Annotated in this window: 18 protein-coding genes; 8 read left to right on the top strand and 10 right to left on the bottom strand. The window is 71.5% G+C overall.

What is annotated here, in order from left to right; all coding sequences use genetic code 11:
• Positions 1 to 100 precede the first annotated feature (100 nt).
• Genes pap through recC form a run of 3 tightly spaced genes read right to left on the bottom strand, consistent with a single transcriptional unit; the run spans position 101 to position 8,403 of the window.
• Entirely contained in the window at positions 101 to 1,585 is a 1,485-nt protein-coding gene (pap, locus tag EV683_RS10625) for a polyphosphate:AMP phosphotransferase (RefSeq protein WP_131862769.1), read from the bottom strand.
• Between the two features lie 27 nt (positions 1,586 to 1,612).
• Positions 1,613 to 5,197: an exodeoxyribonuclease V subunit beta gene (gene recB / locus EV683_RS10620; RefSeq protein ID WP_243694750.1), complete on the bottom strand. Its 3,585-nt coding sequence runs from the start codon at positions 5,195 to 5,197 to the stop codon at positions 1,613 to 1,615.
• Positions 5,194 to 8,403 carry an exodeoxyribonuclease V subunit gamma gene (gene recC, locus EV683_RS10615; protein WP_131862768.1) on the bottom strand — a complete coding sequence of 1,070 codons (3,210 nt, stop codon included), beginning with the start codon at positions 8,401 to 8,403 and terminating at the stop codon, positions 5,194 to 5,196. Before recC ends, recB begins: the two co-directional genes overlap by 4 nt.
• Positions 8,404 to 8,474: 71 nt before the next feature.
• On the opposite strand from recC, the gene EV683_RS10610 reads away from it, so the two are divergent.
• Positions 8,475 to 8,855: a SirB2 family protein gene (locus EV683_RS10610; protein ID WP_131862767.1), complete on the top strand. Its 381-nt coding sequence runs from the start codon at positions 8,475 to 8,477 to the stop codon at positions 8,853 to 8,855.
• A gap of 83 nt (positions 8,856 to 8,938) precedes the next feature.
• Here EV683_RS10610 and EV683_RS10605 read toward each other — a convergent pair whose 3' ends face one another.
• On the bottom strand, positions 8,939 to 9,859 hold the full coding sequence (locus EV683_RS10605; RefSeq protein ID WP_066610733.1) for a LysR family transcriptional regulator: 921 nt from the start codon (positions 9,857 to 9,859) through the stop codon (positions 8,939 to 8,941).
• Positions 9,860 to 10,020: 161 nt separating this feature from the next.
• On the opposite strand from EV683_RS10605, the gene EV683_RS10600 reads away from it, so the two are divergent.
• From EV683_RS10600 to EV683_RS10580, 5 genes are all read left to right on the top strand, one after another.
• Positions 10,021 to 10,446, top strand: a complete 426-nt coding sequence (locus EV683_RS10600; RefSeq protein WP_131862766.1) for a DUF411 domain-containing protein — start codon at positions 10,021 to 10,023, stop codon at positions 10,444 to 10,446.
• Positions 10,447 to 10,557: 111 nt separating this feature from the next.
• Positions 10,558 to 11,730 (top strand): NAD(P)H-dependent flavin oxidoreductase, encoded by a 1,173-nt coding sequence (locus tag EV683_RS10595; protein ID WP_131862765.1) that lies wholly within the window; start codon positions 10,558 to 10,560, stop codon positions 11,728 to 11,730.
• A gap of 134 nt (positions 11,731 to 11,864) precedes the next feature.
• On the top strand, positions 11,865 to 13,220 hold the full coding sequence (locus EV683_RS10590; protein WP_066610736.1) for an aldehyde dehydrogenase family protein: 1,356 nt from the start codon (positions 11,865 to 11,867) through the stop codon (positions 13,218 to 13,220).
• A gap of 71 nt (positions 13,221 to 13,291) precedes the next feature.
• The gene (locus EV683_RS10585) at positions 13,292 to 14,680 is read left to right on the top strand and encodes an FAD-binding oxidoreductase (RefSeq protein WP_131862764.1); all 1,389 of its coding nucleotides are present in this window, start codon (positions 13,292 to 13,294) and stop codon (positions 14,678 to 14,680) included.
• Between the two features lie 157 nt (positions 14,681 to 14,837).
• Complete coding sequence (locus EV683_RS10580) at positions 14,838 to 15,509, top strand: hypothetical protein (protein WP_131862763.1); 672 nt, start codon at positions 14,838 to 14,840, stop codon at positions 15,507 to 15,509.
• Positions 15,510 to 15,804: 295 nt separating this feature from the next.
• Here EV683_RS10580 and EV683_RS14725 read toward each other — a convergent pair whose 3' ends face one another.
• The 6 genes from EV683_RS14725 to EV683_RS10550 form a co-directional block, all read right to left on the bottom strand.
• Complete coding sequence (locus EV683_RS14725) at positions 15,805 to 16,332, bottom strand: response regulator transcription factor (RefSeq protein WP_066610742.1); 528 nt, start codon at positions 16,330 to 16,332, stop codon at positions 15,805 to 15,807.
• The gene (locus EV683_RS10570) at positions 16,329 to 17,591 is read right to left on the bottom strand and encodes an ATP-binding protein (RefSeq protein ID WP_131862762.1); all 1,263 of its coding nucleotides are present in this window, start codon (positions 17,589 to 17,591) and stop codon (positions 16,329 to 16,331) included. Before EV683_RS10570 ends, EV683_RS14725 begins: the two co-directional genes overlap by 4 nt.
• A gap of 80 nt (positions 17,592 to 17,671) precedes the next feature.
• Positions 17,672 to 19,060 carry an ATP-binding protein gene (locus tag EV683_RS10565; protein ID WP_243694749.1) on the bottom strand — a complete coding sequence of 463 codons (1,389 nt, stop codon included), beginning with the start codon at positions 19,058 to 19,060 and terminating at the stop codon, positions 17,672 to 17,674.
• Positions 19,057 to 19,719 (bottom strand): response regulator, encoded by a 663-nt coding sequence (locus tag EV683_RS10560; protein WP_131862761.1) that lies wholly within the window; start codon positions 19,717 to 19,719, stop codon positions 19,057 to 19,059. Before EV683_RS10560 ends, EV683_RS10565 begins: the two co-directional genes overlap by 4 nt.
• Positions 19,720 to 19,742: 23 nt before the next feature.
• Positions 19,743 to 20,297, bottom strand: a complete 555-nt coding sequence (locus tag EV683_RS10555) for a cytochrome b/b6 domain-containing protein (protein WP_066610750.1) — start codon at positions 20,295 to 20,297, stop codon at positions 19,743 to 19,745.
• Between the two features lie 71 nt (positions 20,298 to 20,368).
• Entirely contained in the window at positions 20,369 to 20,641 is a 273-nt protein-coding gene (locus EV683_RS10550) for a PepSY domain-containing protein (protein WP_066610752.1), read from the bottom strand.
• A 162-nt stretch (positions 20,642 to 20,803) separates the two neighbouring features.
• On the opposite strand from EV683_RS10550, the gene EV683_RS10545 reads away from it, so the two are divergent.
• Entirely contained in the window at positions 20,804 to 21,643 is an 840-nt protein-coding gene (locus tag EV683_RS10545; protein ID WP_066610754.1) for a UDP-2,3-diacylglucosamine diphosphatase, read from the top strand.
• Entirely contained in the window at positions 21,631 to 22,659 is a 1,029-nt protein-coding gene (locus EV683_RS10540) for a glycosyltransferase family 4 protein (protein WP_131862760.1), read from the top strand. Before EV683_RS10545 ends, EV683_RS10540 begins: the two co-directional genes overlap by 13 nt.
• Positions 22,660 to 22,686 lie beyond the last annotated feature (27 nt).

Here is a 22,686-nt window from a genome sequence, read left to right as displayed (position 1 = left end):
CTCGATGCTCCTCTGCGACTTCATCTCTGCGGCGCGCCCGGTGCGCGCCTTTTTGTTTGACGTGAAGGTAACAGAGGGACTGCCGGCAAACCAAGGTGCCTCAGGCGTCCAGCCGCTCGGCAAGTGCATGGCATAGCGTTTCAAGCACTTTGATGCGGGCAAAGTACTTGTTGTTCGCCTCGACCAGGTGCCACGGCGCCTTGTCGGTGCTGGTGCGGTCTATCATGTCGCACACCGCGAGCTTGTAGTCCTGCCACTTGGCGCGGTTGCGCCAGTCCTCGTCGGTGATCTTGTAGCGCTTGAAGCCGGTCGCCTCGCGCGCCTTGAAGCGTTCGAGCTGCTCGTCCTCGCCGATCGCCAGCCAGAACTTCAGCACGATCGCGCCCTCCTCGACCAACTGGTGCTCGAAGTCGTTGATCTCGTAATAGGCGCGCATCCAGTCGCCCTCGTCGGCGAAGCCCTCGACGCGCTCGACCAGCACGCGGCCGTACCAGCTGCGGTCGAACAGCGTGATGCCGCCACGGCCCGGCACGTGGCGCCAGAAACGCCACAGCCACGGCTGCGCGGCCTCCTCGTCGGTCGGCGCGGCGACCGGCACGACGCGGTAGCGGCGCGCGTCGAGCGCCTGCGTGATGCGGCGGATGGTGCCGCCCTTGCCGGCCGCGTCGTTGCCCTCGAACACCAGCACCAGCGAATGGCCGGCGAACTTCGGGTGGCGCGTCAGGAGGCTGAGCCGGCCCTGCAGCTCGGCCAACCTTTTCTGGTAGACGTCCTTGTCGAGCTTCTGGTCTAGCGTCAGCGTGTCGAGCAGCAACCGGCCGTCGAGCGGCGGCGTCAGCGCCGGCACGTCAACGCGCGGCAGCAGCGCGCCCTCGGCGGCGAGCCGGTCGCGCAGCGCGGTCAGGATGGTCTGCGCGACCGTCAGGTTGCGGTAGTTCGCGTCGCCGCCCTCGACCACCACCCACGGCGAGAACGAGGTGTTGGTCAGCCGCAGCATGTGCTCGGCGACCTTGCGGATGCGGTCGTACTGCGCGTGGTTGGCCCAGTCGGCGTCGGACACGCGCCAGGCGGTCAGCGGGTCCTTCTCCAGCTCCTTGAGGCGCTTCTTCTGCGCGTCCTTCGACAGGTGGAACCAGAACTTGATCACCATCGCGCCGTCGGCGGCGAGCATGCGCTCGAAGCGCAGGCTGTCGAACAGGCGCCGGTCGCCGGCGTCGCGGTCGATGCGGCGCTCGACGCGGTCGAACAGGATGTCCGAGTAGTAGGAACCGAAGAACATGCCGATGCGGCCCTTGCCCGGCAGCGCCTTCCAGTAGCGCCACATCCACGGCCGCGCGCGCGCCTCGTCGTTCGGCGCGTCGAAGGCGACGGTGCGCACCAGGCGCGGGTCGAGCCACTCGTTGATCAGGTTCATCGTCTCGCCGCGGCCGGCGCCGTCGAAGCCGTGGATCAGGATCACGAGCGGGAAGTCGCCGCGCTCCTTCAGTTCGTACTGCGCGTCGAGCAAGGCTTCGCGCAGCCTGGGCGCCTGTTCGCGGTAGGTATCCTTGTCGATCGCGTGCCCGATCTCGGCCGATTCAAACATGCTGTCTCCTCAAGAAGAAAAAGGGGCTCACGCCGTGCCGGCGAGCCAGGCGTCGAGCGCGCGCACCAGCCGCGCCGACGGTTTGTCCCGCCACACGCCGCCGCCCTCGCCGTTCATGCCGCGCAGGAACAGGTAGCGCACCTCGGGCAAGCTTTGCTCGAAGCCGATGCCGCGCGAGCCCAGGTAGCGCGTCAGCGCGACGCAGTAGAACAGGTACTGCAGGTAGTAGTGCTCGCGCGCGATCGCCTCGGCCAACCTTGCCGGTGCGTAGTCCTCGTCGCGCGCGCCCAGGTGGTTGGACTTGTAGTCGATCAGGTAGAAGCGCCCGCCGGCCTCGACGACAAGGTCGATGAAGCCCTTCAGGTAGCCGCTCACCGCGCCGAAGTCGAGCGCGGCCGACGCGCGCCGCAAGGGTTCGGCGAGGCCGTTGTCCGGGTCGGCGAGGATGGCCTTGAGCTTCGCCAGCGACAGGCGGGCGATCGGCAGCGTGAACTCGAGCTCGACCAGCCGCTTCTTCGCCGCCACCCCGGCCAGCGTGACGCCCGGGTCGAGCGGCGCGGCCAGCGTGCGCGTCACCATGTCGAGCGCGGCGTCCTGCCAGTGTTCGGCGAAGCCGGCGCGCGCCAGCTCGGCCAGCACCGTTTCGCGGTGGGTCTCGGCCGGCGCGGTGAAGTCGATGCGCTCGAACACGCCGTGCAGGCAGACGCCGGCGCGCGCGCCGCGCGGGAAAGCGAAGCGGTCGCGCGCCGGCTCGGTCGCGTCGCCATCGGCGTCGACGGGCACGACGACGGGCGCCGCGTCGTGGTCGGGCCGCTCGGCGGCGAGCGCCGGCGGCGCCTCGCCCGCGACGTGGGCGAGCGCGGTGAAGCTCGTCACCCGCCACGGCGTGTAGACCGCGCGCGTCAGGCGTCGCGCCGCGACCCGCTCGCGCCGCTCGAGGCGCGCCGGCAGCCTGAGCGGCAGCTCGGACGGCGCGGCGAAGGCTTCGTCGGGCGCGCCGCGCGCGACATGCCCGGCCAGCGCCTGCTGCACCGCCGCCGGCTTGAACGCGTCCTCGGGCAGGTCGGCAAGGCCGGTCGCGCCGTCGGCGTGCAGGAGCCACGACAAGGCCGCCGTCTCCATGCCCGACACCGGCCCCCACACCACGTACTGGCGGTACTGCGCGCGCGTCAGCGCCACGTACAGGAGGCGCAATTTCTCGGACAGCGTCTCGGTCAGCGCCGCCTCGCGCGCCGCGCCGCTTTGCGGGTGGCCCGTCGCCGGCGTCAGCCGCGCGACGCCGTCCGTCTGGTGGCGCCAGAACGCGGTGCCCTTTCTTTCCAGCTGCCCGTCCCACAGGAAGGGGCAGAACACCACCGGGTATTGCAGGCCCTTGGCGGTGTGGATGGTGACGATCTTGACGAGTTCGGCGTCGCTCTCGAGCCGCATCAACGCCTCCTCGCCGGTCGGCGGCTCGGCCAACCTCGCCTCGAACCACGCCATCAAGGGCGCGATGCCCGACAGCCGGTCGCTCTCGCGCTGGATCAGTTCCGCCAGGTGCGCGAGGTTGGTCAGCCGCCGCTCGCCGTCGGGCAGCGGCAACAGCCGTTCGGCGACCGCCTCGCGCGCGAGGAAGCGCCGCCACAGCGCGATGAAACCGCGCTCGCGCCACAGCGCGTGGTCGTCGGCGAAGGCGGTCAGCCGCCCCTCCCACGCCGACTCATCGTCGATCAGCGCCGCGAGGTCGGCCGAGGTGAGGCCGACGAGTTCGGTCGCCAGCGCCTCCTTCAGCCGCCCCTCGTGGCCCGGCTCGGCCCAGGCGCGCATCAGCGCGGCCAGCTCGTGCGCCTCGCGGCTGGCGAACACGCTCTCCTGGCTCAGCGACACCGCCGGCACGCCGCGCTTGGCGAGCGCGTCGCGCATCGCGTCGCCCTGGCGGTGGGTGGCGACCAGCACGGCGATGTCGCCGCCGGCGAGCGGCGCGCCGTTTTCCTTCAGCGACAGCTCGCCGGCGCGCGCGGCGCTCAGGAGGCGCACGATCTCGTCGGCGCACAAGGCGGCCGCCGGCTCCTGCGCGCTCTCCTTCGACTGCGCCTTGCCGCCCTCGCGCGCCGGCAGCGCGAACCAGCGCCACGGCGCGCCGTCGTCGCCGGCGAGGCCGGCGGTGTCGCCGGCGCGCGCGTCGACCGGCCGGTAGTCGATGCCGGGCAGCACGAAGGGCGCGGCGCGCGCGAACAGGCGGTTGACGGTCTCGACCAGCCGGGCGTCGGAGCGGTAGTTGGTCGACAGCGTGTAATGGCGGCTCGCGCGCGAACGCGCCGCGAGGTAGGCGAAGATGTCGGCGCCGCGGAAGCTGTAGATCGCCTGCTTCGGGTCGCCGACGAGGAACACGGTGCGGCCGGTGTCGATGAAGCCCTTCTCGAAGATCGCGTACTGCACCGGGTCGGTGTCCTGGAACTCGTCGATCAGTGCGACGCGCCAGGTGCGCGCCATGTGCGCCGCCAGCAAGGGCCCGCGCGATTCGTCGTCGAGCGCGGCCGCGAGGTCGGTCAACAGGTCGTCGAAGCTGCGCTCGCGCACCTTCTGCCGCTCGGCGACGAGCGCCGCGTCGAGCCACGCGATCATCGCAAGCTTGAGCGCCGCGCGCTTGGCGTCGACCGCCGCGCGCCACGCGTCCTCGGCGGCCATCCAGTCGCCGACCGCGTCGAACAGCGGGTGCGCCGGCGGCGTCTGCCCGGCGGCGGTCTTGTCGGCCAGCGCCTCGGGCGACAGCCGCGCGACGTCGTCGCGCGTCTTGCCGGTGAGCGCTGGCAAGACGCCCGCCGCGATCAGCTCGGCCAACAGGAGGGCGACGCGCTCGCACACCCGGGCGGTGTAGCTGTGACGGTTGAGCGCCTTGCTGGTTTTCAACAGGGTCAGCCCCGCCTCGACCGTTTCGTCATCGAGGTCCGCGACGCGCCGCCACGCGGCCTCGCGCGCCGCGCGGGCGGCGGCCAGCGCCGTGTCGGGCGGCGCGTCGGGCACGAGATAGGGCTTGCCGACGAAGGCGCGCACCTCGGCCAACCACGCCTCGGGCGTGTCGCCCTCCTCGGCCAGCAGCGACGCGACCTCGGCGTCGCCGACGAGCTTCTGGCGCCAGAAATCGGCCGCGAGCGACGCCAGCCGCTCGCCGTCGTCGCTGACCAGCTCCGCCGAGAACGGCTGGCCCGATTCGAACGCCGCGTCGGTCAGCACGCGCTGGCAGAAGCCGTGGATGGTGTAGACGCTCGCCGCGTCGAAGCCGGTCAGCGCGGTCGCGATCCTGAGCCGCGCGCGCTCGCGCGCTTCGCCAGCGTGGCGCGCCAGCAGCGCGGCGAGAAAGCCGTCTTTGGACTCGCCCGCCTCGAAGGCGGCGAGCGCCTCGGCCAACCTGTCGCGCAGGCGCGCGCGCAGTTCAGCGGTGGCGGCCTTGGTGTAGGTGACGACGAGGATCTCGTCGACGCGCGGCGGCGGCGTCTCGCCGTCGGCTTCGAGCAGGAGCCGCAAATACAGCGCCGCGATGGTCCAGGTCTTGCCGGTGCCGGCGCTCGCCTCGATCAGGTTCACGCCGTCGAGCGCGCAGGCGAGCGGGTCGAGCTTGATGGGTTCGCTCACGATGCGTCGCCTCCGAGGTGTTGCAGCAAGGGCAGCAGGAGCGCGTCGGCCAGCTGCACGAAGTCGGGGTCGGCCAGCGGGTCGGTCGCGCGGAAGGCGAGCCGGACCTCGGCCTCCTCGCTTTGCGGCTGGCCGCCGTCGGCGACGTAGGCCGGCGCCCACTTGGCGCGCGCCGCGCCGAAGGCTTTGGCCAGGTCGTCCGGGTTCTTCGCGCGCGCCTCGGCGAAGGCCCAGCTCGTCCTCGGGAAGAACGGCAGCGGCGCGACGAGGCCGCGGTTGAAGTGGGCGAGCCAGGCGGCCAGATGCGCGCGCGCGGTGTCGGCCGGGATCGGCGCGAAGTCGTACAGCGCGTCGGCCGCGTACCAGCGGCTGACCGGCGTAACGCCCACGGGCCGCGCCGCGCACAGCGCGAGGTGCTCCAGCCACCAGGCGATGCGCTCGGCGGTGTGGCTGGCGCGCGCGAGCACGCCGATCCGGCCCGCCGCGCGCAGGCCGGACAGCTCGCCGCACAGCGTCTGTCCGTCCAGGTCGATCGCGAACGGCTCGGGCGGCAACTCCGGCTCGGCCAACGTCGCCGGCAGCCGCGCGGCGAAGGCGAGGCCGTCGTCGCGCTCGCGGTGCAGCCACGCATCGCCGAGCGCGCCGTCGGGCACCAGGCCGGCGCCGACCAGCCGCGAGGCGACCGGCGCGTTCGGCCGGCGCGTGAGGTAGGCGTCGAGCCAGGCCGCGCGCATCGCCTCGCGTTCGCGCGGGCTCAGGCCGAACGGTTCGGACTCGGGCAGCGCCTCGTCGCGGCGCGCCGGGCGGATGCCGAGCCGCTCGGCCAGCCAGAAGCGCGCCGGGTGGCGCCAGAAGCGCACCAGCGTCTCGAGCCGCACCAGCGCCGGGCGCGCGATCGGCAAGGGCGCGGCGAACGGCGTCGCCTCGCGCGGGCCCGCCGCGAGCGCCGCCGCGTAGCTCGGCTCGAAGCTCGCGCGCGCGTCGCGCTCGTCGTCCGGGTAGCACAAGGGCGAGAACGGCTGCAGCGGGTGTTCGACGCTCAGCGCGGCGCGCGCCGCGCCGCCCGTCATCGCGTCGAAGGCGTCGAACAGCTCGGACAGCAGCGGCGACGGCGGCAGGGGCTCGTTGCTGCGCGCGCTGCGGCCGACGTAGGAGAGGTACAGGACGTCGCGCGCCGACAAGAGCGCCTCGAGGAACAGGTAGCGGTCGTCGAAACGGCGCGAGCGGTCGCCGCGCGCCGGGTGGCGGGCGATCAGGTCGAAGCTGACCGGCCGCTCGTCGCGCGGGTAGGCGCCGTCGTTCATGCCGACAAGGCAGATCACGCGGAACGGCAGGCTGCGCATCGGCACCATCGCGCAGAAGGTGATCGCGCCGGCCAGAAAGCCGCCGCTCGAGGTCTCGGCCAACCTGCGCGACAGCCAGTCGCGCAGCACCGACTGGCCGACCGGCGCGGCGAAATCGGCCAGCGCGGCGTCCTCGGCCAGTTCGGCCGCCGCGTCGCGCCACAGCTGCAGCGCGGCCTCCTCGGCGTCGTCGCCGGCCTCGAACAGCGCGTCGGCCAGCGCGTTCATGCGCGCGGCCCAGTCGGCCGGCGCCGCCGGCGCCTGCCAGGCGTCGGCCCAGGACAGCAGCGCCTCGACGGCGGCGACGAAGCGCGACAGCGCGTCGGCCAGCTGGCCGTCGGCGCCGGCGGCCGGCAACAGGCCGGCAAAGCACGGGTCGGTGTCGACGCCGGCCAGCCCCTCGGGCAGCACGCTGCCCAAAAGCAAGCGGTCCAGCCCCCAGCGCCAAGAGAAGCGCGGCGCCCCGGGCGCGCCGCAGGCGGCCTTGTGCGCGGCGTCGCGCCCCCAGCGGATGCCGGCGCGGCGCACCCAGTCGCGGATCAGCGGCAGCTCGCCCTCGGCGAGCGCGAAGCGGCGCATCAGCGCCGGGCAGTCGAACAGCGCGAGCACCGCCTCGGCCTCGAAGCGCGAGTCGAACAGCGTCAACAGCTCGGCCAACGTCGTGACGAGCGGATGCTCGCGCAGCCGCTGGCGGTCGGCCAGCGTGTACGGCAGCGACGGCGCGTCGTCGCGGCGCGCGAACACCGCGTCGATATACGGCGCGTAGGCGTTGATGTCGGGGGTCAGCACGGCGACGTCGGCCGGCGTCAGCGTCGGGTCGGCCTCGAACATCGCCAAGAGCCGGTCCTTGAGCACCTCCAGCTCGCGCATCGGGCCGTGGGTGACGTGCAATTCGACCGAGCGGTCGGCCGGAGCCAGCGGCGCGACCGCCTCGCCCGGCGGCGTCAGCGTCAACAGGTCGCGCTGCAGGCGCGCCAGCAGCGTGTCGCCTTCGGGCGCGTCGAACACGTCGCTCAGCTCGTTCGCGCATTCGGCGAGCAGGAGGTCGAAGAAGTCGCGCCCCTGCTTGCCGAGCGAAGCCAAGAGCGGGTGGCCGGCGGCGCTCGCATCCTGCTCGTCGCCGAACAGCGCCAGTTGGCCGCGCGCGTCGACGATGTCGCCCCACGCCTCGGCGCAGGGGCTGAGCGCGAAGAAGCACACGTCGGTGAGCTCGGCCAACCTTTTGACCAGCGCGAGGTACATCGGCGCGAGGCTGGCGATGCCGAACAGCACGACGCGCTCGGGCAGGTGTTCCTTTTTCAGGCCGGAGAACAGCGCGTCGAGCATGCCGATCCGGTTGACGCCCGGCGTCTCGGCCGCGAGCCGGCGCCACAGCGCCGCCTGCCAGACCTCGTCGTCGGACAGGCCGAGCAATTGGCCGGCCTCCCAGCTCTTGAGCCAGGCGGGGCGGAACACCAGGTACTGGTCGAAGATGTCGGCGACCTTGCCCGCCAGCTCGAAGGCGGCGCGCTCGCCGCCGGCAAGATAGGTCAAGAGCGGCGCGAACTCGTCGCCTTCGAGCGTCGGGAACAGCGCCATCAACCGCCACTGCATCGGCGCCGGCGAGAACGGCGACTTGGCCGGCAGCTCGGGCAGCACCGCGCGCATCAGCCGCCACGCGTAAGCGGCCGGCAGCACGAAGTCGATATGCGCGGCGACGCCGTTCTCGCGCGCCAGCGTCTGCGTCAGCCAGCGGCCCATGCCGCGGCTTTGCACGATCACCGTCTCGGGCTCGAACGGGTCGGCCAAGGGCACCGCGCGCGTCAGTTGCGCGAAGAATTCGCCCAGTCGTTCGAGCCGGTTGGATTGGTAGAGATACAACATCTGTCGCGCGCGCACTCCCTGTTGGTCCGGCCGAGTTTATCATCGGCCGCATCGTCCCGACGGAGTCCGCCATGAGTATTTATGCAAGCGTCAAACACGCGCACGTCGCCCTCGCGGCGCTGACCGCCGGTCTGTTCCTCGCGCGCGGCTTCCTCGCCGCGGCCCGCCCGGCCGCGCTCGGCCAACGCTGGCTGCGCGTCGCGCCACACCTGGTCGACACCGCGCTGCTGGCCTGCGGCGCGACGCTGGCGTGGCTGGCGCCGTTCAACCCGGCGAGCTCGCCGTGGCTGGCGGCCAAGCTCGCCGCCGTGCTCGCCTTCATAGGACTGGGCGCCGTCGCGCTCAAGCCCTCCCGGCCGGCGCCGCTGCGCGCGGCGGCCTTCGCGTGCGCGCTGGCGACGCTCGGTTACATCGCGGCGGTCGCGGTCGGCAAGTCGCCGCTACCGTTCTGAGCGTGGCCGGCGGCCCCTTCCCGCGCCGCACCAACAAAAAGGGCGGCCCCTCAAGGGCCGCCCGTCGCGAGAGAAGGCCGGTCTCAGGCCGGCAGCTCGGCGCGGATGTCCGGATGGTCGGACAGCTTCTCGACGACGAAGTCGACGAAGGCGCGCGTGCGCGGCGCGATGTGGTCGCGGTGCGGGAAGCACAGGTAGATCGAGCGCTCGCGCGACACCTGGTCGGCGAGCGCGACCTCCAGTTCGCCGTTGCGGATATAGGGCATGACTTCGTGCCCGGCCAGCTGCGCGACGCCGAGGCCCAGACGCGCCATGTCGACCACGCCGCCGATGTCGTTCAAGGTGTAGGTGCCGTTGACCTCGAGCGGCAGCCGTTCGCCGTCCAGGTTGAACTCCCACTTGAACAGGCGGCCCGAGGTCGAGAACTGGTAATTGATGCAATCGTGCTCGGCCAGGTCCTCCGGCTTCTCCGGCTTGCCGTGCGCCGCCCAGTAGTCGGGCGAGGCGACCACGTAAAGCGGGATGTCCGACAGGTGGCGCGCGGCCAGCCGGCTGTCCGGCATCATGCCGACGCGCACGCCGACGTCGAAGCCGTCGTCGATCAGGTCGGTGAACTGGTCGTTCAGGCCGAGAAAGACCCTGATCTTCGGGTAGCGCGCGCAGAACTCGCCCATCAGCGGCAGTACGTACTGGCGGCCGAACGACGGCGGCAGGCTGATGCGCAGGTTGCCGGCCGGCTCGTCGCGGCTTTCCTTGAGCTGGTTGATCGCGGTGTCCAGGTGGTTCACCGGACCGCGGCACTGCGAATAGAAGCGCCGTCCGTCCTCGGTCAGCGTCAGCTGGCGCGTGGTGCGGTTGAACAGCCGCACCTCCAGCTCCTGCTCGAGCCGCGCGATGCTCTGGCTGATCGCCGCCGGCGACACGCCGAGCTTTCTGGCCGCTTCCGAGAAACTGCCGTTTTCTGCCGTGGTCATAAAGACCATCAGCGCCTTGAGTGTATCCATGGGCTCGCTTTCAACGCGCGATTCCTGAACGATGATCGCGCCGATTAGCAATCTTTCATTTAAAGATGATACGACAGTTCGCAATCCAGCTGCATCACCGATGTGTTAATCAAGTTTAAATAGAGCAACAAAATCTAATGTCATAAAACGGAGACGACCCGATGAAAATGCTGTCCACCCTGTTGATCGCCGCCCTCGCGCTGCCGCTGCCGGCGCTGGCCGCCGACGGCGTCCTGTTCAAGAACCCGCAGTGCGGCTGCTGCACCGCCTGGGCCGAGCATCTGGCCCAAAACGGCGTGAAGCTGAAAATCGAGGAGCGCCAGGACCTCGCCGCGCAGCGCGCGCGGCTGGGCGTGCCGGCCGAACTCGGCTCCTGCCACACGGCGAAGATCGGCGGCTACGTGTTCGAAGGCCATGTGCCTGCCGACCTGGTGAAGAAAGTCCTGAAGGAGAAGCCGGCGATCGCCGGGCTCGCGGTACCGGGCATGCCGCCGGGCAGCCCGGGCATGGAGGGGCCGACCAAGGTCGCCTATCAGGTGATCGCCTTCGACAAGCAGGGGCGCCGTAGCGTCTACGCGACGCGCTGACGGCCGCCCGGGGATGGGCGGCAACGGATGCGGCGCGCCTTGACGCGCGTCAAAGGTTGGCCGTGGCCGACGCGCCAGAATGGGCGCTTCGCACACCACCTGGCTTTCCCCATGCAACACGCCTTTCCCCCTCTCAAACTCGCCGGCCGCTCGCTGCTTCCCATCGTCCAGGGCGGCATGGGCGTCGGCATCTCGGCCAAGCGCCTGGCCGGCGCGGTCGCCGCCGCCGGCGGCGTCGGCACCATCGCCAGCGTCGACCTGCGCCACCTGCACGAGGACCTCGTCGCGCAATCGAAACCGCTGAAAGACCAGACCTCGCTCGACGCGCTGAACTTGATCGCGCTCGACCGCGAAGTGCGCGCCGCCCGCGCCGCCGCCGACGGCCGCGGCCTCGTCGCGGTCAACGTGATGAAGGCGGTCGACGCGCACGCGGCCTACGTGCGCCAGGCGTGCGAGTCGGGCGCCGACGCGATCGTGATGGGTGCCGGCCTGCCGCTGGACCTGCCCGAGATGGCCGCCGACCACCCGCAGGTCGCGCTGATCCCCATCCTGTCCGAATCGCGCGGCATCGGCATCGTGCTCAAGCGCTGGATGAAGAAGGGCCGCCTGCCCGACGCGATCGTCATCGAACACCCGAAGCACGCCGGCGGCCACCTCGGCGCGGCGAAGATCGCCGACCTTTCCGACGCGAAGTTCGACTTCCGGCGCGTGCTCGAGGAAACCTTCGAGCTGTTCAAGTCGCTCGGCCTGGAGCGCGAGGCCGTTCCGCTGATCGTCGCCGGCGGCGTCAACAGCCACGAGAAAGTCAGGACCTACCTCGCCGACTACGGCGCCAGCGCCGTGCAGGTCGGCACCGCCTTCGCCGTCACGCGCGAGGGCGACGCGCACGACAACTTCAAAGAGGTGCTCGCCAACGCGCGCCCCGAGGACATCGGCGAATTCATGAGCGTCGCCGGCCTGCCGGCGCGCGGCGTGCTGACGCCCTTCCTGAAGAGCTACCTCAAGCGCGAGGACAAGCTGCAGGCCAACGCCAAGGCCGACCCGGCGCGCTGCACGCAGGGGCTGAACTGCCTGACGGTGTGCGGCCTGCGCGACGGCCTCAACAAGGTCGGCCAGTTCTGCATCGACCTGAAGCTCGCCGCCGCCTTCCGCGGCGAGGTGTCCAAGGGCCTGTTCTTCCGCGGCGCCGAGCCCTTGCCGTTCGGCAACGCGATCCGGAGCGCGCGCGAGCTGATCGACTACCTGCTGACCGGCCGCATGCCGGCCGACCTGCACACGGCCTGAGTCGGCCAACCCTGCCGGGCCGCGCCGGATTTCGTTCGGCGCGGCCCGGCCAGACTTGCGACGCCGTCTTGCTTGCGGGCGACGCGGGAAGCCCCGGTGCTGAAGGCGCCGGGGCTTTTTGTTACAGTGACGCCATGACTGCCTTTACCAGCTGCAACCCCGCCACCGGCGAGGTGGTGTTCACCCGGCCGGCGTGGCCGGCCGACGAACTGCCGCGGCGTCTGGCCGCGCTCAAGGCCGCGCAACGCGGCTGGGCGCGGCTGGCGCCGCAAGCGCGCGCCGAGAAGCTGCTCGTGCTGGCCGACCGGCTCGAAGCCGCGCGCGAGGCGCTCGCCGAGCGCGTCACGCTCGAAGTCGGCAAGCGCACCGCCGAGTGCCTCGCCGAGATCGACAAGTCGGTGCAGCTGACGCGCTACTACGCGCAGCTCGCGCCCGAACTGTTGGCCGCCAAGTCGATCGCGACGCAGGCGAGCGCCAGCGAGGTCGCGTTCGAGCCGCTCGGCCTCGTGCTGGCGGTGATGCCGTGGAACTACCCGGTCTGGCAGGTGCTGCGCTTCGCGGTGCCGGCGCTGGCGTCCGGCAACGCCTGTCTCGTCAAGCCGGCGCCGTCGGTGCCGCTGTCGACCGGCCTGCTGCTCGAGGTGGTGCGCGACGCCGGGCTCGACGTGTTCGACGTCGCGTGGATCGACCACGAGGAGGTCGAGGACGCGGTGCGCGGCGCCGACGCGGTCGCCTTCACCGGCTCGACCGGCACCGGCCGCGTGATCGCCAGCCTCGCCGGCCGCCACATCAAGAAGACCGTGCTCGAACTCGGCGGCAGCAATCCCTTCATCGTGCTCGAAGACGCCGACCTCGACGCCGCCGCGCAGGAGGCCTGCCACTCGCGCTTTCGCGACGCGGGCCAGAGCTGCAACGCCGCCAAGCGCCTGATCGTGGTGCCCGAGATCGCCGACGCCTTCATCGAGCGCTTCGTCGCCGAGGCGAAGAAGATCCGGCTCGGCCAACCGACCGACCCGGCCGCCAGCCTCGGCCCGCTCGCGCGCGCCGACCTCAGGGAAAAACTGCACGCGCAGGTGCTCGACGCGCTCGACAACGGCGCCGAACGGCTCTTGGGCGGCGCGGTGCCGGACGGCCCCGGCTTCTTCTACCCGGCCACCGTGCTCGACCACGTGACGAGCGCCTGCCGCGTCTACCACGAGGAAGCCTTCGGCCCGGTCGCCAGCATCCTGCGCGCGCGCGACGAGGCGGACGCGGTGCGGCTCGCCAACGACACGCCGTTCGGCCTCGGCGCCGCGATCTACACCGGCGACGTCGAGCGCGGCTGGACGCTCGCGCGCCAGATCGAGGCCGGCAGCGTGTTCATCAACCGCCACACCAGCTCCGACCTGAGGCTGCCGTTCGGCGGCGTGAAGGCGTCCGGCTACGGCCGCGAGTTGTCCGAATTCGGCCTGTACGAATTCGTCAACGTGAAGACCTACTGGCAAAAGTGACCCCCGGGCCTCGGCCAACCCGCCCACGCGGGTGAAAGGTTGGCCGAGCCCTCCTGTAAGGACGCCCACGCATGAGCGACCTCCTGCCCCGCCTCGCCGCCATCGTCGGCGACAAGTATTTGCTGACCTCCCCGACCGACACCGCGACCTACTGCCTCGACTGGAGAAAGCGCTACCGGGGCCAACCCTTGGCCGTCGCGCGCCCCGGCTCGACCGCCGAGGTCTCGGCGCTGGTGAAGCTGTGCCGCGAAACCGGCACGCCCATCGTCCCGCAGGGCGGCAACACCGGGCTGGCCGGCGGCGCGACGCCGGATGCGTCCGGCACGGCGCTGGTGATCGCGCTGGGCCGGATGAACAAAGTGCGCGAAATCGACGCGGCCAACAACAGCCTGACCGTCGAGGCCGGCGCGACGCTGAAATCGGTGCAGGATGCGGCGGCCCAAGCCGGCCGGCTGTTTCCGCTGTCGCTCGCCTCGGAAGGGACCTGCCAGATCGGCGGCAACCTGTCGACTAACGCCGGCGGCCTCGCGGTGCTGCGCTACGGCACGATGCGCGATCTGGCGCTCGGGCTCGAGGTGGTGCTGCCGGACGGCCGCATCCTCGACGCGCTGTCGGGCCTGCGCAAAGACACCACCGGCTACGACGTGAAGCACTGGTTCATCGGCGCCGAGGGCACGCTGGGGCTGATCACCGCCGCGACCTTGAAGCTGTTCCCGCGCCCGAGTGCGGTCGCGACCGCCTTCGTCGGCGTCGCATCGGCCGACGAGGCGATCGCCTGGCTGGGCCGGCTGCGCGAGCGCTTTTCCGACCGGCTGACCACCTTCGAGATCGTCGCCGACGTGTGCCTGAAGCTGGTCGAGACGCACATCGGCGGCGCGCGCCGGCCGTTTGTCGCGCCGTGGAGCCTGCTGGTCGAGCTGACCGACGGCGGCGACGAGGCGCGGCTCGTCGACGACCTGGTCGAATGGTTGGCCGAGCAGGCCTTCGTCGACGCGGTGGTCGCGCAGAGCGAGAGCGAACGCCAGGCCTTGTGGACGCTGCGCGAGGCGATCTCCGAGGCGCAGGCCAAGGACGGCGTCAGCCTCAAGCACGACATCGCGCTGCCCTCCAGCGCGATCCCTGCCTTCCTGCGCGACGCCGACGCGGCGCTGGAAGCGGCCTTCCCCGGCGTGCGCATCGTCGCCTTCGGCCACGCCGGCGACGGCAACCTGCACTACAACCTGTCGTACACCCGGCCGGGCAACGCGAACCTCTACGACGACGAGGAAGCCGCCAACGCCATCGTCTACGACGCGGTCGCGCGCCACGGCGGGACGTTTGCCGCCGAACACGGCGTCGGCCAGCTGAAAACCCACTGGCTGGCCCGCTACAAGGACCCGGTCGCGCTGGAACTGATGAAAACGCTGAAGGCCGCGCTCGACCCGCAACAGCTGATGAACCCGGGCAAGGTGCTCGGCTGAGCGCGGCGGGGCTTTTCGCCACGAGATGGCGACGCCGGTGCGACAGAAAATGCCAATAGAATTTTTCTGTGCTAGCGTATACGCACTTTGCCGCGTCTGGTCGCGGCAAGCAGGCTTTCGCACATATCCGCCCGGCAAACAATAAGGAGACCCCGCCATGAAACCCATCCTGCTCGCCGCCTGCCTCGCGCTGCTGCCGACGCTCGGCCACGCCGAGGTCGGCGATCTGGCCGTCGGCGCCGGCGTCGGCACCACCGGCGTCGACCTCGCGCTGACCTACAAGGCCACCGACAACGTCAACGTGCGCGGCGTGCTCAGCGGCGTCGACTACGACAGGGACGACCGCTACGGCACCGACGTCGACTTCTCCGGCACCTTCGAACTCTTCCACGCCGGCGTGCTGGCCGACCTCTACCCGAGCTCGGGCAGCTTCCGCGTCACCGGCGGCATCGTCTACAACGGCACCAAGCTGGCACTCGACGGCAAGCCGCGCAGCGGCGGCAGCTACTCGATCGGCGGCCAGACCTACACCGCCGACCAGATCGGCAGCCTGAACGCCGAGGCGAAGTGGGACAAGCCCGGCCTCTACCTCGGCATCGGCTTCGGCGACCCGGTCAGGAGCAAGGGCCTGTCGTTCAGCGGCGACCTCGGCGTGATCTACACCGGCAGCCCGGACACCCACCTGCGCGCGCGCTGCGGCACGCTCGACGCAGCAGGCTGTGCGCAACTACAGCAGGACGCCGCCGTCGAGGAGCGCAAGCTGCGCGACGACGCCGACAAGATCAAGTACTGGCCGGTCGCCCGCATCATGGCCAACTACGCGTTCTGACGCGGCGCATCGCCGCGCGACCAGGCCCGCCATCCGGCGGGCTTTTTCGTTTCGGGGAGGAAATCGGACAAAAAAATCCCCTGAAGGGAATCCGTCAGGGGCCAACACGAGGAAGAAACACCCCGCTGGCAAAGCAGCGCGATGCTTCGAGGGGCTAACACCACAAAAACCTGTAAAGGTTTCAGTGCGTTCGGCAATTTAGCGCAAATGCTCTAGGCCGTCCAAACATTTCGCGCATTCAAACATCCGTTTGCGGTATTTTTTCACATCCGCAAAATCCGCCTTTCGTTTCTGCTCAGCGAGACACCGGCCGCTTGGCCAGCATGCGTTGCAATGTGCGCCGGTGCATGTTCAGCGCGCGCGCGGTCGCCGACACGTTGCCGCCGTGCTCGGCCAACACCCGCTGCACATGCTCCCAGGTCAGCCGCCTGACCGACATCGGCTGCGCCGGCGCGGCGTGCTCGACGTTCGGCTCGCGCGCGGCGAAGGCGGCGACGATCTCGGCCAAGGTCGCCGGTTTGGCGAGGTACTGCACCGCGCCGAGCTTGACCGCGTCGACCGCGCTGGCGATGCTGGCGTAGCCGGTCAGCACCAGCACCGCCACGCCCGGACAACGGCGTTTCAGTTCGGGCAGCAGCCGCAGGCCGCTCGCGCCGCCGAGGTTCAGGTCGAGCACGACGTGGGTCGTGTCGGGCGACAGCAGCGCCAGCGCCGTGTCCGCGTCGGCCGCGTGCCGCGCCGGCCGCCCCTGGCGCGCGAGGCTGCGGACCAGCACGCCGGCGAAGGCCTCGTCGTCGTCGACGACCAGCCAGTTCTCGTTCATGTCTCCTCCTCCCCGTTCCCGTCCAGCGGCAGCGTCACGCGCGCGAGCACGCCGCCGCCGGCGCGGTTTTCCAGCCTGACCGTACCGCCGAGCCGCGACAGCGTCGCGTGGCTGAGCATCACGCCGAGGCCGAGGCCGGCCGGCTTGTCGCTCGACAGCGGCGCCAGGCCGGCGCGCGCCAGCTGCGCGTCCGACAGCCGCCCCTTCGGGTTGACGATGTCGACCAGCAGCCGCGCGCCGTCGACGCGCACCGCGAGCGACACCGCGTCCGGGGCGGCCTCGGCGGCGTTGTTCAGCAGATTGAAAAAGGCCGGCCAGAACAGCGGCGGCAGCGCGAGCGGCGCGCCGCCCACCGGCAGCTCGGCCTCGAGCGCGACGCCGGGCTTGAGCGCGCGCCAGGCCTCGAGCCGGCGCGCGAAGGCGGCCCCGGGCGGCTCGGGCGGCGGCGCCGGCTCGACGCCGGCCTTCAATTCGGCCAGGGCCTCGCGGCAGCGCGCCAGCGCCGTCTCCATCGCGGCCCAGTCGGCGGCCAGCTCCGGGCGGTCGGCGGTTTCGCTGCGCAATTCGCCGGCGAGCAGCGTCAGCGTGTTCAGCGGCGTCGACAGCGCGTGCGCGGCGCCGGCCGCCTGCACGCCGAGCGCGACGAGCTGCTCGTCGGCCAGCTGCGCCTCGCGCGCCTTCGCCAGCGCCGCGTGCTGCTCGGCGAGCCGGCGCGACAGGCCGGCGACGAAGCCGGCGATCAACAGCGCCGACAGCGCGAAGGTCAGCCACATGCCGATCAGGTGCAGTTTGAAGGCGTAGGCCGCGTCGCCGCCGGCGAGCGGCCACGGCAGGTGGAAGCGGAACAGCAGGCCGTAGGCGAGCGCCGCGGCGAGCGCCAGCGCCCAGGCGAGGCGGCCGGGCGCGAGCAGCGCGCCGATCAGCACCACCGGCAGGTAGAGCGAGGCGAGCGGGTTGGCCGCGCCGCCGGTGAAGGCGAGCAGCTCGGTCAGCGCGACGAGGTCGGCGACGAGGCCGATGGCGAGCCAGCGTCGCGGCGCGCCGCCGCGCGCGAGCGCCGCGACGCCGAGCCGGTTGACGGCGAACAGCGTCGCAAGCGCCTGCGCGACCAGCCACCACGGCAGCACGACGCCGGAAAGCGCAAGCGCGGCGCAGCCGACGGCCGCGAGCGCGAGCATCGCGTCGCGCACGCGCGCGACGGCGAGGGCCGCGCGCGCGAGGGGGGCCGAGCCGGGCTCGGCGGGGGAGAACGGGGTCATCGATGCGATCAAGAAAATGCCCCGCGCGACGCGCGGGGCCCAACCTTGGAAGGCGCCGCCCGAGGGGACGACGCCGGCGATCAGTGTAGCGCCTCGGCCGTGGCGCGGGAATGCGGCAAGGTGTCGCAGCGCGCGAGCCTTGCCTCGAAACCGCCGTCGGGACGGTTGGCCAGCACAAGCTTCAGGCCGTGCAGCCGCGCGACGCGCTGCGCGATCGACAAGCCGAGCCCGCTGCCGCCGGCGCGCTGGCCGGGCGGGCGGAAGAAGCGCTCGCCGAGCCGCTGCATGTGTTCGCCGGCGACGCCCGGACCGTCGTCGCGCACCGTCACCGCGTCCGGCGCCACGGACAGCGTCACCCGCCCGCCGTCGCGGCCGCCGCAGCCGTAGCGCAGCGCGTTGTCGAGCAGGTTGCGCAAAAGCAGCGTCATCAGCACCGCGTCGCCGTGCGCGACCGGTCCGGCCGCGCCGGGCTCGACGTCGATCCGCGCGCCGCACTCGACCCGCTGCGGCTCGACCGCGTCGCGCGCGTCGCGCACGATCGCACCCCAGTCGAGCGGCGCGTCGCGCGGCAGGCCTTCGAGCGGGTCGAGCCGCGACAGCGCCAGCAGTTGCTCGGTCAGCCGCGTCGCGCGGTCGATGCCGACCATCAGTTGGCCGAGGGCGCGCGCGCGCGTTTCGGCATCGTCGGCCAGGCCGGCGACCTCGGCCTGCACCCTGAGCGCGGCCAGCGGCGTGCGCAACTCGTGCGCGGCGTCGGCGGTGAAGCGGCGCTCGCGCGCGAGCGTGTCGGCGACGCGCACGAACAGGCTCTCGAGCGCGTCGGTCAGCGGACGCGCCTCGTCGGGCACCGCCGAGGTCAGCGGCCCGCTGTCGTCCGGCCGGCGCCGGCCGAGTTCGTCGGCCAGCCCGGCCAGGGGCGCAAGGCCGCGCCGCACCGCGAACGCGATGCCGGCCAGCAGCAGCGGCAGCGCGAGCAGCCACGGCAGCGACTGGCTGGCGAGCACCTCCCACAACACCTCGTCGCGGAAGGACTGCGGTTGGCCGACGGCGACGGCGTGGCGGCCGTCGAGGCTGGCGAGGAAGAACAGCCGCCAGCGCGCGTCGCCGACGCGCTCGTCGGCGAAGCCGACCCGGCCGGCGGCCGGCGGGAAGGCGTGGCCCTCGCCGTCGGCGAGCAGCACGCGGCCGTCGCGGTCGCGCACGACGAAGCCGAGCGCGTCGTTCTCGTAGTCGCCGCCGTCGCCGTTCGCGAGCAGCGCGTCCAGCGGCGGCGGCGCGGCGGCGTCGCCGTCAAGGCTCGCGCCGACGGCGAGCAGCTGGCGGGCGAACAGCGCCTGTTCGGTGTCGAAGATCTCGGCGATCTCGTGGCGGGTTTGCTGATAGGTGGCCGTCAAGGCCAGCACCCAGGTCAGCGGCACCAGCACGAAGACCGGGCGCAGCAGCCGCGCGCGCAGGCTGGACGGGCTCACGCCGGCTCCCCCAGCGTGTAGCCGACGCCGCGCACCGTCCTGATGAAGGACGCGCCGAGCTTCTTGCGCAGGTGGTGGACGTGGACCTCGACCGCGTTGCTCTCGACGTCGCGGTCCCAGCCGTACAGTTTTTCCTCGATCAGGCGGCGCGGCAGCACGCGGCCCTTGTGGCTGAGCAGCAATTCGAGCAGCGCCAGCTCGCGCGCGGTCAACTCCAGCGGCGCGCCGGCGAGCGTCGCGACGCGCGCCGGCGGGTCGAACTCGAGCTCGCCGTGGTGGTAGCACGGCCGCGCTTCGCCGTGGCGGCGGCGGATCAACGCCCGAAGACGCGCGGCGACCTCGGCCAGCGCGAACGGCTTGACCAGGTAGTCGTCGGCGCCGGCGTCGAGGCCGCGCACGCGGTCGTCGACCGCGTCGCGTGCGGTCAGGATCAGCACCGGCAGCGCGTGGCCGGCACGGCGCCACACGCCGAGCACGTCGAGGCCGTCGACCGACGGCAGGCCGAGGTCGAGCACCGCCGCGTCGTAGGGGGCCGAAGCGGGCGCGGTCAGCGCCGCGCGGCCGCCGGCCAGCCAGTCGACGGTGAAACCGAGTTGGCCGAGGCCGACCTGCAGGCCGTCGCCGATCAGCGGGTCGTCTTCCACCAGCAAGATGCGCATAGGGGGTTCCGGTGTGCGGCGCATCACCGGGCGCGGCGGCGCTCCTTCACCCCGGTGACCATCGCCTTGACGAGAGGGGTCCGCTCGACACGGCTCATGACAAGCGCCGCCGCCGCGTGCAGACCGACCGACGCCAGCAGCAGGGTGGAGAGCGACTCGTGCAGCGCTTCGAGCCACTCCTCGCCCCAGAAGGCGTCGGTCCCCATCATATACCCGGTCGCGCCCAGCGACAGCACCAGGCCCATCAGCGCGAGCATCATGACGGCGCCCAGCGGGTTGTGGCCGGCGGTCGGCAGGTGGCGACCGGCGCGCAGCGCGCGCAGGTGGGCGGCGACGCGCGACGGCGTCGGAAAGAAGTCGGCGAAACGCGCGTGGCGGCTGCCGACGAAGCCCCAGACGACGCGCGCGGCGACCAGCGCCGCCGCCGCGTAGCCTGCCCAGCGGTGCGGCGTCTCGCCCTCCTCGAGCACGAACAGGTTCAGCGTCACGCAGGCGACGAGGCTCCAGTGGAAAAAGCGGACGAAGCGGTCCCACACCGCGACGCGCTCGACGGATTCGCTATGGGCCGGATGCGACATGGCACGCTCCCGGGCGCCCGGCGCCGCCGGCCGTGACGGCCGGCGGCGGGGCCCCCTCCAGGGGTGGGGACTCAGTCGTCGATCTCGCTCTTGACCGGCTTGCCGCTGACGGTGTCGAAGTAGATCTCGACCTTCTTGCCGTCCTTGTTCTTGCCGTAGAGCTCGTAGCAGTTGCCGTCGACCTTGAAGGTCTTGATCTGGTAGCCCTGCCCGGTCAACTGTTTCTTGAAGTCGGCCTCCTTGATCCACTTGTCTTTCGGATGGGCCTGGCAGCTGGCGCCGGCGAAGGCGGTGGCGGACGCGCCGGCGGCGATCAGGACGGCAACGAGGATGGGGGTTTTCATGGTGTGGCTCCTTTGCGTCGGGGGTGGTGAGGCGTATTGAAGCAGGCGCGGCTTAAGCCAGCCTTAGCGCGCGCTGACGATCACCTTAATGTCACGGCGCGCTCACCGCCTTGTCATGTCGCCGCCGCACGATGGCGCCGTCGCCCTCGCTTGGACGCCATCATGAACCGAGACTTCGCCCCGCCCCCGCGCTACCGCACGCTGTGGATTTCCGACGTCCACTTGGGCACGCGCGGCTGCCGCGCCGAGCAGTTGCTGGACTTTCTGCGCCACCACGACGCCGACACGCTCTACCTGGTCGGCGACATCGTCGACGGCTGGCAGTTGAAAAAGTCGTGGCAGTGGAAGCAAAGCCACAACGACGTGGTGCAGAAGGTGCTCAGGAAGGCGCGCAAGGGCACGCGCGTCGTCTACGTGCCCGGCAACCACGACGAGGCGGCGCGGCCGTACTGCGGGCTCGACTTCGGCGGCATCGCGATCCGCGCCGAGGCCGAGCACCGCACCGCCGACGGCCGCCGCCTGCTGGTCACGCACGGCGACGCCTTCGACGGCGTGATCCAGTACGCCAAGTGGCTCGCCTACCTCGGCGACAGCCTGTACACCGCCATCCTCGAGCTGAACCGCGGCTTCAACTGGTGCCGGATGAAGCTTGGCCTGCCGTACTGGTCGCTGTCGCAATACCTCAAGCACAAGGTCAAGAACGCCGCCAACTTCATCGGCCAGTTTGAGGCGGTGCTCGCCGACGAGGCGCGCCGGCGCGGCTTCGACGGCGTGGTGTGCGGCCACATCCACAAGGCCGAGATCCGCGACGTCGACGGCGTGCTGTACGCCAACTGCGGCGACTGGGTCGAGAGCCTGACCGCGCTGGCCGAGCACGCCGACGGCCGGCTCGAGATCCTCGCCTGGACCGCGCAGCCGGGCCGCGCGCCGCACGACAGCGACGAGGCCTTGCCGTTGGCCGAGCCGGTCGCCGCCAAAGGAAAAACCGCATGCGCATCCTGATCGTCACCGACGCCTGGCACCCGCAGGTCAACGGCGTGGTCCGCACGCTGACCGAAACCGCGCGCGAGCTCGTCGCCTTCGGCCACGAAGTCGAAATGCTCACCCCGCAGGACTTCGCCACGCTGCCCTGCCCGACCTACCCGGACATCCGGCTGTCGCTGTTCCCGGGCCGGCGCGTCGCCGAGCGCATCGAATCGTTCGCGCCGCACGCGATCCACATCGCCACCGAGGGGCCGCTCGGCATGGCGGCGCGCGGCTACTGCATGAAGAAGAAGCTGCCGTTCACCACCGCCTACCACACGCGCTTTCCCGAGTACGTGCACGCGCGCGTCAAGCTGCCGGTCAAGGTCAGCTACGCGTGGCTGCGGCGCTTTCACAACGCCGGCCGCGCGGTGATGGCCCCGACGCGCTCGATCTGCGACGAGCTGACGGCGCGCGGCTTTCGCAACGTCGCGCTGTGGAGCCGCGGCGTCGACACCGGCCTGTTCACGCCGGGCGAGCGCGACCGGCTGACCAGCGCGCCGCCGCGCTTCGTCTACATCGGCCGCGTCGCGGTCGAAAAGAATATCGAGGCCTTCCTCAAGCTCGACCTGCCCGGCAGCAAGTGGGTGGTCGGCGACGGCCCGCTGTTGCCGCGACTGAAGAAAGACTACCCGGACGTGCACTTCGCCGGCGTGTTCCCGCAGGCCGAGCTGGCGCGCTTTTACCGCGCCGCCGACGTGTTCGTGTTCCCCAGCCTGACCGACACCTTCGGCCTGGTGCTGCTCGAGGCGATGGCCTGCGGCACGCCGGTGGCGGCCTTCCCCGTCGCAGGCCCCTTGGACGTGGTCGGCGACAGCGGCGCCGGCGTGCTCGACCGGGACCTGAGAGCCGCCTGCATGAAGGCGCTGGAAATCGACCGCGAGCACGTGCGCCGCGTCGCCGAGCGCCACTCGTGGACCGCCGCCGCGCGCCAGTTCGAGGCCAACCTGCACCCGCGCACGCTGCCCGAGGCCGCGCTCGTCGCGCAGGGCTGAAGCCGGCCAGATCGCCGCTTAAGCGCC

It is taken from the genome of Crenobacter luteus, from assembly GCF_004345725.1.
GTDB lineage: Bacteria > Pseudomonadota > Gammaproteobacteria > Burkholderiales > Chromobacteriaceae > Crenobacter > Crenobacter luteus.
This window is presented reverse-complemented; position numbering and strand designations above follow the sequence as displayed.